This is a genomic window from Variovorax sp. YR634, from assembly GCF_900106655.1.
GTDB lineage: Bacteria > Pseudomonadota > Gammaproteobacteria > Burkholderiales > Burkholderiaceae_C > Variovorax.
This window is the reverse complement of record NZ_FNOL01000019.1, coordinates 129,431-145,470: the sequence shown is the minus strand read 5'-3', so window position 1 is coordinate 145,470 and position 16,040 is coordinate 129,431. Positions and strand designations below refer to the sequence as shown.

The window sequence follows — 16,040 nt, the reverse complement described above, 5'->3', positions numbered from 1 at the left end:
TGATGCTGCTGGCGGCCATGGTGGTCATCGTGAACTTCGTGGTCGACGTGCTGTATGCCGTGATCGACCCGCGCATCAAGGCCAGCGACATATGAGCACTCTTGCTATTCCAAGTCCAGGCGCTGCGGCGCTCAAGGTCCCCGGCTTCTGGCAGCGCGCGCTGAAGCACCGAAGCTTCGTCATCGGCGGCGTGCTGGCCGCCCTGCTGCTCCTGGCCGCCCTCGTGTCCTTCGTGTGGACGCCATGGTCGCCCTATGCGATGGACATGCCGAACAAGATGCAGGCCCCTTCGGCCTCGCACTGGCTCGGCACCGATGCGTTCGGCCGCGACGTGGCTTCATTGCTGCTGGTCGGTGCGCGCGCGTCCATCCTCGTCGGCGTGATCGCAGTCGGTATTGGCCTGGTGGTCGGCACCGCCTTGGGCCTGCTCGCGGCTGCAAAACGCGGCTGGGTCGAAGAAGCGGTGATGCGGCTGTCGGACTTCACGCTGGCCTTCCCTGCAATCCTGTCGGCCATCATGATGACCGCCGTGTTCGGCGCGGGCATCGTGAATGCCATCGTGGCCATCGGCATCTACAACATTCCGACCTTCGCGCGCATCACGCGCGCCTCGGCCAACGCAATCTGGTCGCGCGAGTACGTGGCCGCCGCACGCGCCTGCGGCAAGGGCCCGTTCGCGATCACGATGCAGCACGTGCTGCCCAACATCTCGGCCGTGCTGATCGTGCAGATCACGATCCGCTTCGCCATTGCCATCCTGGCCGAAGCCGCCCTCTCCTACCTTGGCCTGGGCACGCAGCCGCCGCAACCCTCGTGGGGCCGCATGCTCAGCGAGGCGCAGACCCTCATGTTCCAGCAGCCGCTGCTGGCCGTCTTCCCCGGCATGGCGATCGCCCTCGCAGTGCTCGGGCTGAACCTCCTTGGCGACGGGCTGCGCGACTTGCTCGACCCCCGCCTCGCCAGAGCCCGGTAAGCGCCATGCCCCTCCTCGAAGTCAACAACCTCCAGATCGGCCTGCAGACCCAGCGTGGGCCGGCGCAGGCCGTGCGCGGCATTTCGTTCTCGCTGGAGCGCGGCGAAACGCTGGGCATCGTCGGTGAATCGGGCTGCGGCAAGTCGATCACCGTGATGTCGCTCATGGGCCTGCTGCCATCGAGCGCCAAGGTCGCGGGCAGCATCAAGCTCGACGGGCAGGAGCTCGTCGGCCTGCCCGAAAAGCAGATGTGCCAGATCCGCGGCAACCGCATCGGCATGATCTTCCAGGAGCCGATGACCGCGCTGAATCCGGTGCACACCATCGCGCGCCAGGTCGGCGAGCCACTGCAACTGCATCGCGGGCTGACGAAGGCGCAGGCGCGTAAGGAAGCACTGAGCCTGCTCGACCGCGTGGGCATTCCCGATGCGGCGTCTCGCCTCGACGCCTACCCACACCAGTTCTCCGGCGGGCAGCGTCAGCGCATCGGCATCGCGATGGCGCTCGCCTGCGGGCCCGACCTGCTGATTGCCGATGAGCCCACCACCGCACTCGACGTGACCATCCAGAAGCAGGTGCTCGACCTGATCCAGGGCCTGGTCAAGGAAATGGGCATGGCGATGATCCTGATCTCGCACGATCTCGGCGTGATCGCCAACAGCGTGCAGCGCATGCTTGTGATGTACGGCGGCAGCGCAGTGGAGAGCGGCCCGACCGACACGGTCTTTGCCGGCCGTGCACATCCCTACACACGCGGCTTGTTCGCTGCGCGGCCCGCCATCGGCGCAGTGCGCGCCGGCCGCTTGCCGACCATTCGCGGCAGCGTACCCGAGCTGGTCGACATGCCGCGCGGCTGCGCCTTTGCCGGCCGCTGCGCTCACACCATCGACCTGTGCCAAAGCACGCGACCCAAAGCCACGATGCTGCCGAACGACCACACGGTGCGCTGCCTGCGGCTGGGCGAAATCGCCGCGTTGAATGCCAAGGCGGCCACCGCATGAGCAAGCCCATCACCGCCGGCCAGCCCCTGCTGGCCGTGAACAACCTCTACCGCCATTACGCGCTGCCGCGCGAGAAGCTCTTCGGCCCGCCACCCACCGTGAAGGCGCTCAACGGCGTGAGCTTCGAGGTGCAGGCCGGCAAGAGCGTGGGCATCGTCGGTGAATCGGGCTCGGGCAAGTCGACCATCGCTCGCCTCGTGATGGCGCTCGACACACCCACCTCGGGCAGCGTGCGCCTCGAAGGTCGCGATCTGCATGCACTGCCCAAGGCCGAGCTGCGCACCGCGCGGCGCGATTTCCAGATGGTGTTCCAGGACCCCTATGGCTCGCTCGACCCGCGCCAGACGGTCGCACGCATCGTCGCCGAGCCGCTCGAAGCACTGGCCGAGACCAGCCGCGCCGTGCAGCGCGAACGCGCTTCCGAAGCATTGGCAGCGGTCGGCCTGCGCACAACAGACATGGACAAGTACCCGCACGAGTTCTCGGGCGGACAGCGCCAGCGCATCGCGATTGCGCGCGCGCTCATCACGCGCCCCAAGCTCATAGTCGCCGACGAACCCGTCAGCGCGCTCGACGTGTCGGTGCAGGCGCAAGTGCTCAACCTCATGCAGGACCTGCAGCAGCAGTTCGGCATCAGCTATCTGCTCATCAGTCACGACCTCGCGGTGGTCAACCACCTGTGCGACGAGGTCTGCGTGGTCTTCAAGGGCCGCATCGTCGAACGAGGCCGCCCGGCCGACCTGTTCCAGCACGCCCAGCACGAATACACGCGCACCCTGCTTTCCGCCGTTCTGCACACGCCGTCCCGCTAGCCGGGCAAGGCTTTCTTTTCCTCCACCCTCACCTCCAGGAACTATCGAATGTTGAAGCGACGCACACTCATGACTTCCGCCATGGCCGCGGCAATCCCGGGTGTCTTCCTGCCCCAGGCGCGCGCGCAGGCCGGCAAGAACACGCTGACGATCGGCATGCCGCTCGAACCGCCAGGTCTGGACCCGACGAGCGGCGCCGCATCGGCCATCGCGGAGATCACGCAGTACAACATCTTCGAGACGCTCACCAAGGTGAACGCCGACGGCTCGGTCACGCCGATGCTGGCCGAGAGCTGGACGTCGTCGCCCGACATGAAGACCTTCGTCTTCAAGCTGCGCAAGGGCGTGCGCTTCGAGAACGGCCAGCCCTTCAACGCGTCGGTGGTGAAGTTCTCGTTCGACCGCGCAGGTGGCGCCAAGAGCACCAACAAGGACAAGCGCTTCTTCAGCGAGATCGGCACCGTGGTGCTCGACGAGTACATGGTGGGCGTGAACAGCACGCTGCCCAACCCCGACCTGCCGTTCATGCTGGGCCAGTCGACCGCCTGCATCGTCGAGCCCAAGAGCGCCGAGACCAACGTCACTGCGCCAGTCGGCACCGGCCCGTACAAGCTGAGCGCATGGCAGCGCGGCGCCTCGTGCACGCTGGTGAAGTCGCCGACCTATCGCGACCCGAATCTTGCGAAGACCGAGAAGTTCGTCTTCCGATTCATGTCTGATACGGCCGCGCAGACCGCCGCGCTGCTGTCGAATGACATCGACATCTTCCCGCGCGCGGGCACGCGCTCGGTGAGCCAGTTCAAGGGCAACCCGCGCTTCCAGGTGATCGAGGTCGGCACGCGCGGCAAGGTGATCCTGACGATCAACAACCGCAAGAAGCCGCTGGACGACGTGCGCGTGCGCCGCGCCATCCTCGCGGCCATCGACCGCAACGCCATCGTCCAGGGCGCGGCGGACGGCTTCGGCAGGCCCATCGGCAGCCACTACGCATTGGGCGCGCCGGGCTTCATCGACACCACGGCGATGAACCCCTACGACATCGAGAAGGCGAAGAAGCTGCTGGCCGAGGCCGGCGTGAAGACGCCGCTCGAACTGCGCCTGCAGCTGCCACCGCCTTCGTATGCACGCCAGGGCGGCGAGATGATCGCGGCGCAACTGGCGCAGATCGGCATCAACGTGAAGATCCAGAACGTCGAGTGGGCCCAGTGGCTCAGCGGCACCTTCGGCGGCGCGCACGACTTCGACCTGACCATGGTCGCGCACGTGGAGCCCTTCGACCTTGTGAAGTACACCGAGCCCGACTACTACTGGGGCTACGACTCGAAGAAGTTCCGCGACCTGTTCGTCAGCATCCAGAACGAAGAGAACAAGAAGCGCCGCGCCGATCTGCTGGCCGAGGCACAGCGCCAGCTGGCAACCGACGCCGTCAACGGCTTCCTGTACCAGGCGGTGTTCCCGACCATCGCACGCAAGGAAGTGAAGGGCCTGTGGCCGAGCATGCCGATCGTGGTGAACGACCTGGCCGCAATCTCGTGGAGTTGATGCGATGACCAAGCCCCTGTACTCCCTGAGCGTGCAGGAGCTGCACGCGGCCTACGCCGCCAAGGAGCTCTCGCCGGTGGAAGTGGTGCGCTCGGTCAACGAGCGCATCGCGGCCTACGAACCCGAGCTGCACGCGACCTGGCTCTTCCGCCCCGAGCTTGCGCTCGAGCAGGCCCGCGCCTCCGAGGCGCGCTGGCTGGCCGGCAAGCCACGCGGCACGCTCGACGGCGTGCCCGTGACCATCAAGGACAACCTCGCGACCGAAGGCGACCCGATGCCGCTGGGCACCGCCGCCTACGACCTCGTGCCGATGACGCAGGACTCCCCTCCGGCCGCGCGCCTGAAGGAAGACGGCACGGTGCTGGTCGCCAAGACCACCATGCCCGACCTGGGCATGCTGTCGTCGGGCCTGTCGAGCTTTCATGAACTCTCGCGCAACCCGTGGGACCTGTCACGCACGCCGGGCGGCTCCAGCGCGGGTGCCGGTGCAGCGGCTGCCGCAGGCTACGGCCCGCTGCACGTGGGCACCGACATCGGCGGCTCGCTGCGCCTGCCGGCCAGCTGGTGCGGCATCTACACGCTCAAGCCCAGCTTCGGCCGCATTCCGCTGAGCACGCCCTACATGGGCCGCTGCGCCGGACCGATGACGCGCACGGTGGCCGACTCGGCGCTGATGATGGCCTCGGTCGCACAGCCCGACGACCGCGATTATTCGGAACTGCCGGCGCCGGGCATCGACTGGACGGCCTTCGAAGTCGACCCGTCGTTCATCAAGGGCAAGCGCGTGGCGCTGCACATGGACGCGGGCTGCGGCCTGCCGCTGGACCCGCAGATCGCCGAGGCGGTGCGCCGCGCTGCGAAGCGCATCGAGGCGGCCGGCGCGCTGGTGGAAGAAATCAAGCCCTTCATGACGCCAAAGATGCTGCAGGGCATGGACCACTTCTGGCGCATGCGCTCGTGCATCGACATGCAGGCGATGACGCCGGAGAGGCGCGCGAAGATCCTGCCGTACATCCGCGACTGGGCCGAGAGCGCGGCCGGGTTCTCCGGCGCGCACATCTTCGAGGCCTACAGCCAGTTCATCGCCACGCGTGCGGCCACCGTTGCCGCCACCAAGGGCTACGACTTCGTGATCTCGCCGGTGTCGCCCAACATGCCCGCGCCGGCGGACCATGCCTCGCCGACCAACGACCCGATGCTGCCGCTGGAGCACATCGGCTTCACGGTGCCCTACAACATGTCGGAGCAGCCTGCCGCCTCGATCAACTGCGGCTACTCGGCCGAGGGCCTGCCCATCGGCCTGCAGATTGCCGGGCGCCGTTTCGACGACCTGGGCGTGCTGCAGTTCAGCCGCGCCTTCGAGCAGATCCGCGAAGCACAACACCCCTGGCCGGAACCCAAGTGACCGGCCGCAAGGAGACAAAGCAAATGAACGCAACCCACTACATCGACGGCCGCCACGTGCCGTCCGAAGGCAACGCCACCATCGACGTGATCGACCCGAGCGATGGCCAGAAATTCGGCCAGATCGCGCGCGGCACCGCCGCCGACGTGGACACGGCCGTGCGCGCCGCGCGCAAGGCAATGGGCGAGAACTTCGACGGCCCCTGGGGCGCGATGACCGCGCTGGAGCGCGGCCGCCTGCTCGCCAAGCTGGGCGCCGCCGTGATGCAGCACCACGAAGAGCTCGCGCAGCTCGAAGCCCGCGACACCGGCAAGGCGCTACGCGTGGCGCGCAACGACGCGACCGCGCTGGCCCGCTACATGGAGTACTACGCCGGCGCCTGCGACAAGCTGCACGGCGACACCCTGCCCTACGAGCGCGGCTACACCGTGCTGACGGTGCGCATTCCGCACGGCGTGACGGGCCACATCATTCCCTGGAACTACCCGATGCAGATCGCGGGCCGCAGCGTTGGCGCCTCGCTCGCCGCGGGCAACGCCTGTGTGGTGAAGCCGGCGGAAGACGCGAGCCTGTCGCTGCTGCGCCTGGCGGAGATTGCGACTGAGGTCGGCTTTCCGGCCGGCGCGCTCAACGTGGTGACGGGCTACGGCAAGGAAGCCGGTGCGGCGCTGTGTGCGCACCCGGGCATCGACCACATCTCGTTCACCGGCTCGACCATGACCGGCCGCAGCGTGGGCCTGGCCGCGGCCGAGCGCCACTGCCCGGTGACGCTGGAGCTGGGCGGCAAGTCGCCGCAGATCGTGTTCGCCGACGCCGACCTCGACGCGGCCGAGCCAGTGCTGCTCAACGCCATCATCCAGAACGCCGGCCAGACCTGCTCGGCGGGCAGCCGCGTGCTGGTGGAGCAATCGGTCTACGAAGAGGTGGTGCAGCGGCTCGCGAAGCGCTTCATGGCCGTGCGCGCGGGCACGCCCGCCGAAGACCTGGACATGGGTCCGCTCATCAACGAGAAGCAGTTTCGCCAGGTGCGCGACATGGTCTCGACGGCCGAGGCGAATGGCCTGAAGGTGGCGGCGCGCGGCACGGTGTCGCCCAACGCATCGGCTACCGGCTACTACCAGGAGGCCGTGCTGTTCCGCGACGTGCCGCACGACAGCGACCTGGCGCAGCGCGAAATCTTCGGCCCCGTACTGGTCGTGATGCCCTTCTCCGATGAGGCCGAGGCAGTGCGCCTGGCCAACGGCACGGACTTCGGACTGGTGGCCGGCGTGTGGACCCGCGATGGCGCGCGCCAGCTCCGCATGGCGCACAAGCTGCACTGCGGCCAGGTCTTCGTCAACAATTACGGTGCGGCGGGTGGTGTAGAACTGCCTTTCGGCGGCGTGAAATCGAGCGGCTTCGGCCGCGAGAAGGGCTTCGAGGCCCTGCTCGGATTCACGACCCTCAAGACCATCGCCATCAAGCACGGATGAAGACAACACATGACAACCACTGAACAGCAAACGCCGCGCAAAGTCGGCCTCGTCGGCGTCGGCCTGATGGGCCACGGCATTGCCAGCAATATCGTCAAGCACGGCCACCAGCTCACCGTGCTGGAGCACGCGGGCAACCAACCCATCGATGGCCTGCTGAAGGCCGGCGCCACTTCGGTGAAGGACGTGGCCGCGCTTGCTGCGCAGGTCGACGTGCTGATCCTCTGCGTAACCGGCACGCCGCAGGTCGAGGCCGTGATGCTCGGCGACAAGGGCGCATTGACTGCGCTGCGCCCCGGCACGGTGGTAATCGACTGCTCGACGGCCGTGCCCGCCTCCACCGCCAAGGTGGCGGAAGCGGTGAGCGCCAAGGGCGGCAAGTTCATCGATGCGCCGATGACCCGCACCGCGAAGGAAGCCGCCGAAGGCCGCCTGAACCTGCTGGTGGGTGGCGACGCCGAGGTGCTGGCCTCGTGCCTGCCGTTGCTGCGCTGCTTTGCCGAGAACGTCACGCACGTGGGCGGCATCGGCGCGGGCCATGCGATGAAGCTGCTGCACAACTTCGTGTCGCTGGGCACCGTGGCGCTGCTGTGCGAGGCTGCTGCCTGTGCCGAGCGCGCGGGCGTGAAGCCCGAAGTGTTTGTCGACGTGCTCGCCAAGGGCGGCGGCAACGGTGTGGCACTGGAACGCGTCAAGCCCAAGCTGCTGACTGGCAGCACCGATTCGCTGAAGTTCTCGATGGCCAATGCCAAGAAGGACCTGGGGTACTACAACGACATGGCGGAGCAGTCTTCTTCCAGTCATGGCATTGCGCAGGCTGTCGATGCGCTGCTGACGCAGGGTGTCGAGAAGTTCGGGCCTGACCGGATGGTGCTTGATCTGGTCGAAGCGCTGCGCTGATTTCTTGTTGCGTTCTGTGCGCCGTTGTTCAGGGCGCGTGCACAGGACACCGGGTACTCCCCTCCGCGAATGTCCCCCGGGGCTGCGCCCCTCCTCCTTTATTTCGCTGCGGGGAGCACCCGATGCCCTGCGCACGATGAGCGCGGCTGTGGCGTTGGCGGTTCGACCGCTGCGGCGAAGGGCTGGCGTCGGCCACGGTCGACATTGGTATGACTGCGTTCGATGCCCGCTTCAGACTGCAAAGCAGACATCCGTAACGGTCGGGTGGACGGCAGCACAGGGCCCATGGCAGACACCAAGCCTTCCCGAAAGCGGTCACTTAAACGGAGCGGCCGAAATGGGCCTCAAAGCGGTTTGACGGCAACGCCATCACCAGCCCTGGCGATCCAGCCGAGGTGCGGTTACCAGGCGGAGATTCGGGGCTGATCGTGGAACCATCGGTCAAGGGGCTGTGACGTTGGCATTTCACAGGACGCCTCACCTACTCGCCGAACCAGAACACGAGCCACGCGCCGACAAAGGCGAGTGCCACCAGCATGTCGAAAGTCTCGCGCCACTACAAAGAGACGCGCACGCCCAATGAGCGAATAGCAGACAACATTTTTCCCCTTCATCTTCTCCGCGAACGCCCCCTCGGTTGAGCTCGCCTTACCCTTCCCTGGGCAGTCAATACGAAGATAGTCTCCCCTCCACGGCTTCATCACGCTCGCTGTTTTGAAGAAGGTTCTGAGCCAGGTCGTTCAGACAGCGAAATGCAGTAGGCGCAACGTCCGCGGTCAGGTGTGCGGCACTCGCAGGACATAGGCGCCACGGTCCTGCTCGACAGGGGGAGCATCGGACCCGTGCAGTAACCACGAAGGCCCGCGCACCGGTCCGTGTGCCCCCAGGACCTTCGCTCAGGTGCCCAAGATGGAGATCGAACCGCTCGACTGCACTCACTGATCCTCCAGCACAAAGACCCCAACGTCCTTCGTTGAAGCTGGTCTCATGGAGACGTCGTTTCATAGTCAGGAAGTATTCAGAATTTCACCCCAATATCGATCCTGAAAGTACTGCTTTTGCCCCCGGACTTCACCCCGACCCCATTCAAGGGGGGCGGGAGTCCGAAAGCGATCTGGAGGGTGTGATGCACGCAACCAGCATGAGTTCTGTCGGGACCTCGGAAACGACATACCGCGTGTGGATGGACGATCCCGGGAACTTCTCTACCCAGAGGATCACGCCGATGCACCACAACTTTCACGAGCACCCCTTGTTTCAAGTGCCCGAACTTGTGAAGCTCGGGATTGAACTCTCGAAGACGGACCAATGCAGGTTCATGAGTCCGGACAGAACGGTCTCGTCCTCGCTCGCGCACGACAACCGGCATCCCGACGGGCGCAGCATCGAGGAATTCTTCCAACGCATGGAAGAGCCGGGTTCGTCGGTTGCCTTCTACAACATCGAGGTCATCCCTCGCTATCAGGCGCTCCTGATGCTGGTGGTGAACTCCATGCGCTCCCTCGTGGAGCGCGAGCAACCGCACATCTTCAGGGTGAATGGATTCGTCTTCTTCTCTGCCCCGCCTTCCGTCACGCCCTTTCACATCGATCGCGAGAACAACTTCTGGCTGCAGTTGCATGGGCACAAGCTCCTCAACGTATGGGATCACCGCGATCGCAGCATCGTGCCGGCCGATGCCGTGGAGGACTTCATCGTCACGCAGTCGCTCAAGAAAGTGCGCTTCGATGAAACCTTCCTGCCGCGCGGACAGGAGTTCGATGCACACCCGGGGGATGCCGTGTACTTCCCGAGCACCTCGCCCCACATGACGAGATCCTTGGTTGACCGAACCACCGCTGGCAATCGCCTGTCGATCTCGATCGGGGTGACCTTCTACACCGCAGTCACGCGCGAGGTGGCCCGCATTCATCAGGTGAACCGGCTGATGCGAAAGTGCGGCCTGTCACCCTCGTACCCGGGAGAGTCGCCGACCGCGGACGCAGTCAAATCGACCGTTGGCGGTGTGGTCGGCGCCGGGCGCGCGCGGCTCGGTGCCGCGCGCGCCCGATTCATCAGCCTGACCACGACCCGACGCTTGAAGCACATCCCGCCTCCGGGCTCCTACTGAAGAACGGGCCTGCAGGAGCGGGCCAAATACCATCCAGCGTCTTGCGAGGGCGCTGCGAACGTCCGCTGTGCGGTGAATCAGAGCTCGGTGACGAAGGACTGGTTCTGGCCGGACTCGGAAGTCTAGCCTCGAGCAGCGACAGTCCGCTTCCGCCCTGCAAAGCGGATGCTCGCATTGTCTGTAGACGATCAGCATGGAGCGCATGGCTGATACCGAGGCCTATCCACAAGCAGCCTCAACCAAACCGAATTCCCTCCATCACGAAGGCTTCAGCCGTCGTACCCCAAAGAACCCGTTCGCCAGGCGGGCTGCGAAACCCGCAGCCCGCAGACCAGCCGCTAACCGCCGGTCTCAGGCGCCCCACGTCGCGCCTTCTCGCTCAGCTGAAACAGCTCCCCCGCCTTGCGAGCAAGTTCAGCCGCAAGCCAAAGCAGGTTGTCCAATCGTCGAGGCCCATCCCCGCTGCACCAGTCGATGTCTTCCCCGTGGCAGACCCACAGGAGAGCTTCAAGTTGAGAGAGGGTGTTTTCGAGAAGATCCGCCGGGTCTTGGGCGTTGTCTTCGGAAGCTACCGGCGTGCGAGGCCGGGCTATAGTCTTGGTAGCCATTTTTGTGCGTTCCTTCCAAGGTGTTGCACGAACTTGGTTAGACGGCTGGGGTGCTCGTAACACCTCGGCCGTCGCCTTTTGATACCTCGCATCTGCATCGCTGCTTTCGCACCGACGACCTGCCGCGAGGCAAGCAGCCTTCAAACATCTCGGTGGTTGTGTGTGTTGCGCCTTTCTTCTCCCCTTGTTGGGGTATCGAGTGACAGGGGCATCCACTCTAGAGAAGAACCCGGCGAAATAGCCGTTCCATGCGGCACGAAGTCTCGGCGACCGCCAACAAATGCAGCTTCCGCAGCGGCTCTGAACGATCACGCCGATGGGGTGCCTTGCGCAGCGAAATAAAGGAGGAGGCCGCAGGCCGGGGGACATTCGCGGAGCAAGGTACCCCGTCGGCGTGAGCATCGCCCCGAATGAACCCGAGCCCAAGCCCTACGGCATCCCGCGCGCCAACAGATGGTCGACCAACCGGCGCTGCGGAAAACTCAACGCCTCCTGCCGCGTGCACAGATACATCCGTCGTGAAGCCCAAGCGTCGGTGAGGTTGATAAAGCGCAGCTTCATCTCCTTGCGATAAGTCACCGCAGCCCCCTCGGGCAGGATGCCCACGCCCATTCCCGCTTCGATCATCCGGCACACCGCCTCGAAGCTCTTCACGCGCACGCGCAGCTTCAACACCTTGCGCGCGCTCATGGCGGCGTCTTCCATCGTGCGGGAGATGGCGGAGTCGTCTTCCAGCCCCACGAAATCGAAGTCGAGCAATTCCTCGAACGACACCTCGCGCCCGCGCCACGGATGCTTCTGCCGCACGATGGCCACCAGCCGGTCGGTGCGGTAGGGAATGAAGTTGAGCGCCGGGTCGGCCGCCTCGCTGGTGATGACGCCCACGTCGGCCTGCCGGTCGCGAATCGCCTGCACGATGTAGACGCTGCGGTGCTCTTCCACGCTCACGCGGATCTCGGGGTAGCGCTGGCGAAAGCTCGCCACGTCGTCGGGCAAGAACTGGCCCATGGCCGAGGCATTGGCATGCAGCCGCACACGGCCGGTGGCGCCTTGGGCGTAGTCGGACAGGTCGGCCCGCATGCGATCGACGTCGCGCAGGATCTGGCGCGCATGCATGGCCAGCGATTCGCCGGCGCCAGTGGGCGTCACGCCCTTCGAGGTGCGGTTCAGCAGCGCAACGCCCAGGTGGCCTTCGAGAATGGACAGGCGGCGGCTCGCGGCCGACAGCACCATGTGGCTCTCGGCGGCGGCCTTCGACAGGCTGCCGTGCTCAATGGCGCGCAGGAAAAGCGCCAGCGAATCGAGGTCGGGTCTCATCGGGTTCTCGTCGTGCTGCGGGGGCCGCCATTGTCGGGCCAGCGGGCCGGCTCGAGACGGCCGAAATCCTTTCGGTCGATCGCACCTGCAAAAGACAGATCTTCCGTAAAGCGCCGCGCTTTGCCAAAACGAAGAAGCACTTTCAGAAGACAAGGCGGAAGAATCGTTGCTGCCTCGCCGTCTACCCCGGCGAGGCATCTCGCGAGCCGGCCCTCTACCGGGGCCACGCCCGCATTTCAACGAGTCCTACCCGGAGTCTTTTTCAGTCATGGCATCCCACGAACTGGCCAGCGTTGCGCTGGACGACAAATACACGGCCACCGAAGGCCGGATCTACCTCAGCGGCATCCAGGCGCTGGTGCGCCTCATGCTCGTGCAGAAATGGCGCGACCAGAAGGCGGGGCTGAACACCGCGGGCTTTGTCTCCGGCTACCGCGGCTCGCCGCTCGGCGGCCTGGACGAAGCGCTGTGGAAGGCGCAGCCGCAGCTCGAAGCCAACGCAGTCAAGTTCTTGCCCGGCGTGAATGAGGAGCTGGCCGCCACCGCCGTCTGGGGCACGCAGCAGGTGCACCTGACCGGCGAAAGCGCGGTCGATGGCGTCTTTGCCATGTGGTACGGCAAGGCACCCGGCGTGGACCGATGCGGCGACGTGTTCAAGCACATGAGCCATGCGGGCACCTCACCCAACGGCGGCATCCTGCTGGTGGCGGGCGACGACCACGGCGCGTCTTCTTCCACGCTGCCCAACCAGAGCGACCACCTGTTCGCCGCCTCGATGATCCCGATGCTCTACCCGCAGAGCGTGGAGGAATACATCGAGCTGGGCCTGCACGGCTTCGCGATGTCGCGCTTCGCGGGGCTGCCGGTGGGCTTCAAGGCGCTGGCCGACACGGTTGAATCTTCCGGCTCCATACCGGCCGGCGCGCTCGACGTGCACACGCGGCTGCCTTCGGACTTCGTGTTCCCGCCCGGCGGCGTGCACGCGCGCCTGTCGACCGACACGCTCGGCGTGCAGGCGCGCAAGCAGGAAGCGCTGATGCAGGACTACAAGATCTACGCCGCCATCGCCTATGCGCGCGCCAACCGGCTGAACCGCGTGACCATCGACTCGCCCAAGGCGCGGCTGGGCATCGTGGCCTCGGGCAAGTCGTACCGCGATGTGCTCGAAGCGCTGGAAGAACTCGGCATCGATGCAGACGAGGCCGCGCGCATCGGCATTCGCCTCTTCAAGGTGTCGATGCCGTGGCCGCTGGAGCCCGACTCGATCCGCGAGTTTGCCGACGGGCTCGAAGAGATTCTGGTGGTGGAAGAAAAGCGCCAGATAGTCGAGTACCAGCTCAAGGAGCATCTCTACAACTGGCGCGAAGACGTGCGCCCGCGCGTGATCGGCAAGTTCGACGAACAAGGCGAGTGGGTGCATCCGCGTGGCCGCTGGCTGCTGCCGGCAACGGCCGATTTCTCGGTGGCGCAGATCGCGCGCGTGATCGCAGGGCGCGTGGCGCGCTTTCACACCAGCGACCGCATCCGCATGCGGCTCGCCATTCTTGACGCGAAGGACGTGGTGCTGGGCAAGGCCGTGGCCACGCCCTCGCGGCCAGCCTGGTACTGCTCGGGCTGCCCGCACAACACCTCGACCAAGGTGCCCGAAGGCAGCCTCGCGCTGGCCGGCATCGGCTGCCACGTGATGGCGACGGCCATCTACCCCGAGCACAACAAGACGACCACGCACATGGGCGGCGAAGGTGCCCCATGGCTGGGGCAGGCGTGGTTCTCCAAGCGCAAGCACGTGTTCGCGAACCTCGGCGACGGCACGTACTACCACTCGGGCTCGCTCGCCATCCGCGCAGCCGTGGCAGCGGGTGTGAGCATTACCTACAAGATCCTCTACAACGACGCGGTCGCGATGACGGGCGGGCAACCGGTCGACGGGCCCATCACCGTGCCGCGCATCGCACACCAGATGGCGGCCGAGGGCGTGAAGCGCCTTGCGCTGGTGGCCGAAGACCCGACGCGCTGGGCCGACCGCAGCGTGCTGCCGCCGGAGCGCGACGGCTTCATGCTCACCGTGCACCACCGCGACGACATGGACGCGGTGCAGCGCGAGTTGCGCGAGTTCGAGGGCGTGTCGGTGCTCATCTACGACCAGGTGTGCGCAGCCGAGAAGCGCCGCCGCCGCAAGAAGGGCGAGTTTCCGCAGGCCGCGCGGCGCGTGTTCATCAACGACGCGGTGTGCGAAGGCTGCGGCGATTGCGGCGAGCAGTCGAACTGCACCGCGCTGCTGCCCAAGCAGACCGACCTGGGCCTGAAGCGCAGCGTGGACCAGAGCGCGTGCAATGCCGACGAGTCGTGCATCAAGGGCTTCTGCCCGAGCTTCGTGACGGTGGAAGGCGTGAAGCCGCGCAAGCAGGCGCCGGTGGCAGCAAAGGCTCCGGCGGAAGAAGCCGCCCTGCCCGATCCGGCACCGCTCGCGCTCGAAGGCATGCACAACATCCTGATCACCGGCATCGGCGGTACGGGCGTCATCACCATCGGCGCACTGATCGGCATGGCGGCGCACCTCGAGGGCAAGGGCGTGAGCGTGCTCGACATGACGGGCATGTCGCAGAAGAACGGCTCGGTAACGTCGCACGTGCGCATCGCGCGCGACGCGGCGCAGCTGAAGGCGCAGCGCATTCCTACCGGCGAGGCCGACCTGATCCTGGGCTGCGACATGCTCACAGCTGGCGCGCCCGATGCCATCGCGCGCATGCGGCCGGGGCGCACCTATGCGCTGGTCAACACCTTCGAGCAGCCGACGGGGCATTTCGCGCAGCAACCCGACTGGGAGTTTCCGGCCGCGCAGGTGCGCGCTCTGATCGAGGAATCGGTCGAAGCCCGCGCGGACTTCATCGATGCGACGCAGCTTGCAACGCGGCTCATGGGCGATGCGATTGCGGCAAACCTGTTCCTGCTGGGCTTTGCGTTCCAGAAGGGCTTTGTGCCGCTGTCCGCCGAGGCATTGAACAAGGCCATCGAGATCAACGGCGTAGCCGTGAAGGCGAACCAGGCTGCGTTCCGCTGGGGCCGCAAGGCGGCGCTGGATCTTGCGGCTGTGACGCGCGAAGCGGCGCCTTCGAAGGTGGTGGCGCTGCAGCGGCCGCAGAGCTTCGAGGCGCTGGTGGCGGACCGCACCGCATTCCTCACGGCGTACCAGAACGCGGCGTATGCGCAGCGCTATGCCGAGCTGGTGGAACGCGTGCGCGTCGTCGAACAACGCGAGCGCGGCAGCAGCGTGCTGGCGAAGGCCGTGGCATCGGGCCTGTTCAAGCTCATGGCCTACAAGGACGAGTACGAGGTTGCGCGGCTCTACACCGACAAGCGCTTCATGGAAAAGCTGGGCGAGCAGTTCGAAGGCAAGCCGGTGCTGCGCTTCCACCTCGCCCCGCCGGTGCTGGGCCGCCGCGATGCCGGGGGCCGCGCGGTGAAGACGAGCTTCGGGCCCTGGATGATGGGCGCGTTCCGCCTGCTCGCGAAGTTGCGCGGCCTGCGCGGCACGGCGCTCGACCCGTTTGGCCGTACCGCCGAACGGCGCATGGAGCGGCAGCTGATCGAGGACTACCGTGCGATGGTCGAAGACCTGCTCTCGCGCTTCGATCGCATCGACTTCGACACCGCGCTGTCGCTGGCACGGCTACCCGAGCAGATCCGCGGCTTCGGGCATGTGAAGGAAGAGAGCGTGGTGTCGGCGCGCGTGCGATGGGGTGCGCTGGTGAAGCAGCTGGACGTGGCGCCAGCCGCCCGTGCACGCACCCCGCAGCAGGCGCAACCCGTGGCGGCCTGAGCCCCGAGCCAGCGGCATTCGAGGGGGCCTGCCGGCGATCAGGGCAAAATTCTGATCGCCGCGCCGGTCGGCCCCTGTCT

The 16,040-nt window shown here is 66.2% G+C and carries 10 protein-coding genes; 9 read left to right on the top strand and 1 reads right to left on the bottom strand.

The window, feature by feature from the left end:
* Nucleotides 1–91 precede the first annotated feature (91 nt).
* The 8 genes from BLV60_RS26075 to BLV60_RS26040 all read left to right on the top strand — a co-directional run bounded on the left by BLV60_RS26075 (nt 92) and on the right by BLV60_RS26040 (nt 10,215).
* Nucleotides 92–973, top strand: a complete 882-nt coding sequence (locus BLV60_RS26075; protein ID WP_093058179.1) for an ABC transporter permease — start codon at nt 92–94, stop codon at nt 971–973.
* Between the two features lie 5 nt (nt 974–978).
* Complete coding sequence (locus BLV60_RS26070; RefSeq protein ID WP_093058178.1) at nt 979–1,974, top strand: ABC transporter ATP-binding protein; 996 nt, start codon at nt 979–981, stop codon at nt 1,972–1,974.
* On the top strand, nt 1,971–2,786 hold the full coding sequence (locus BLV60_RS26065; RefSeq protein WP_093058177.1) for an ATP-binding cassette domain-containing protein: 816 nt from the start codon (nt 1,971–1,973) through the stop codon (nt 2,784–2,786). Before BLV60_RS26070 ends, BLV60_RS26065 begins: the two co-directional genes overlap by 4 nt.
* A 48-nt stretch (nt 2,787–2,834) precedes the next feature.
* The gene (locus BLV60_RS26060) at nt 2,835–4,328 is read left to right on the top strand and encodes an ABC transporter substrate-binding protein (protein WP_093058176.1); all 1,494 of its coding nucleotides are present in this window, start codon (nt 2,835–2,837) and stop codon (nt 4,326–4,328) included.
* A 4-nt stretch (nt 4,329–4,332) separates the two neighbouring features.
* On the top strand, nt 4,333–5,733 hold the full coding sequence (locus BLV60_RS26055) for an amidase (RefSeq protein WP_093058175.1): 1,401 nt from the start codon (nt 4,333–4,335) through the stop codon (nt 5,731–5,733).
* Nucleotides 5,734–5,756: 23 nt separating this feature from the next.
* Nucleotides 5,757–7,205, top strand: coding sequence for an aldehyde dehydrogenase family protein (locus BLV60_RS26050; protein WP_093058195.1), 1,449 nt, complete (start codon nt 5,757–5,759; stop codon nt 7,203–7,205).
* A 9-nt stretch (nt 7,206–7,214) separates the two neighbouring features.
* Nucleotides 7,215–8,105, top strand: coding sequence for an NAD(P)-dependent oxidoreductase (locus BLV60_RS26045; RefSeq protein WP_093058174.1), 891 nt, complete (start codon nt 7,215–7,217; stop codon nt 8,103–8,105).
* 1,126 nt (nt 8,106–9,231) lie between these two features.
* A complete protein-coding gene (locus BLV60_RS26040) occupies nt 9,232–10,215 on the top strand; it encodes a JmjC domain-containing protein (protein ID WP_093058173.1) in 984 nt (327 codons plus the stop codon).
* A 1,037-nt stretch (nt 10,216–11,252) separates the two neighbouring features.
* Here the strand turns inward: BLV60_RS26040 and BLV60_RS26030 are convergent.
* Nucleotides 11,253–12,140: a LysR family transcriptional regulator gene (locus tag BLV60_RS26030; protein WP_093058171.1), complete on the bottom strand. Its 888-nt coding sequence runs from the start codon at nt 12,138–12,140 to the stop codon at nt 11,253–11,255.
* Between the two features lie 268 nt (nt 12,141–12,408).
* Here BLV60_RS26030 and BLV60_RS26025 point away from each other — a divergent pair, with 268 nt between their 5' ends.
* Nucleotides 12,409–15,960 carry an indolepyruvate ferredoxin oxidoreductase family protein gene (locus BLV60_RS26025; RefSeq protein ID WP_093058170.1) on the top strand — a complete coding sequence of 1,184 codons (3,552 nt, stop codon included), beginning with the start codon at nt 12,409–12,411 and terminating at the stop codon, nt 15,958–15,960.
* Nucleotides 15,961–16,040 lie beyond the last annotated feature (80 nt).

Bases quoted from the DNA above. Each gene is read 5' to 3' on its own strand.
- BLV60_RS26070 (WP_093058178.1), top strand. From the start codon at position 979: ATGCCCCTCCTCGAAGTCAACAACCTCCAGATCGGCCTGCAGACCCAG.
- BLV60_RS26030 (WP_093058171.1), bottom strand. From the start codon at position 12,140: ATGAGACCCGACCTCGATTCGCTGGCGCTTTTCCTGCGCGCCATTGAG.
- BLV60_RS26075 (WP_093058179.1), top strand. From the start codon at position 92: ATGAGCACTCTTGCTATTCCAAGTCCAGGCGCTGCGGCGCTCAAGGTC.
- BLV60_RS26040 (WP_093058173.1), top strand. From the start codon at position 9,232: ATGCACGCAACCAGCATGAGTTCTGTCGGGACCTCGGAAACGACATAC.
- BLV60_RS26050 (WP_093058195.1), top strand. From the start codon at position 5,757: ATGAACGCAACCCACTACATCGACGGCCGCCACGTGCCGTCCGAAGGC.
- BLV60_RS26045 (WP_093058174.1), top strand. From the start codon at position 7,215: ATGACAACCACTGAACAGCAAACGCCGCGCAAAGTCGGCCTCGTCGGC.
- BLV60_RS26055 (WP_093058175.1), top strand. From the start codon at position 4,333: ATGACCAAGCCCCTGTACTCCCTGAGCGTGCAGGAGCTGCACGCGGCC.
- BLV60_RS26025 (WP_093058170.1), top strand. From the start codon at position 12,409: ATGGCATCCCACGAACTGGCCAGCGTTGCGCTGGACGACAAATACACG.
- BLV60_RS26060 (WP_093058176.1), top strand. From the start codon at position 2,835: ATGTTGAAGCGACGCACACTCATGACTTCCGCCATGGCCGCGGCAATC.
- BLV60_RS26065 (WP_093058177.1), top strand. From the start codon at position 1,971: ATGAGCAAGCCCATCACCGCCGGCCAGCCCCTGCTGGCCGTGAACAAC.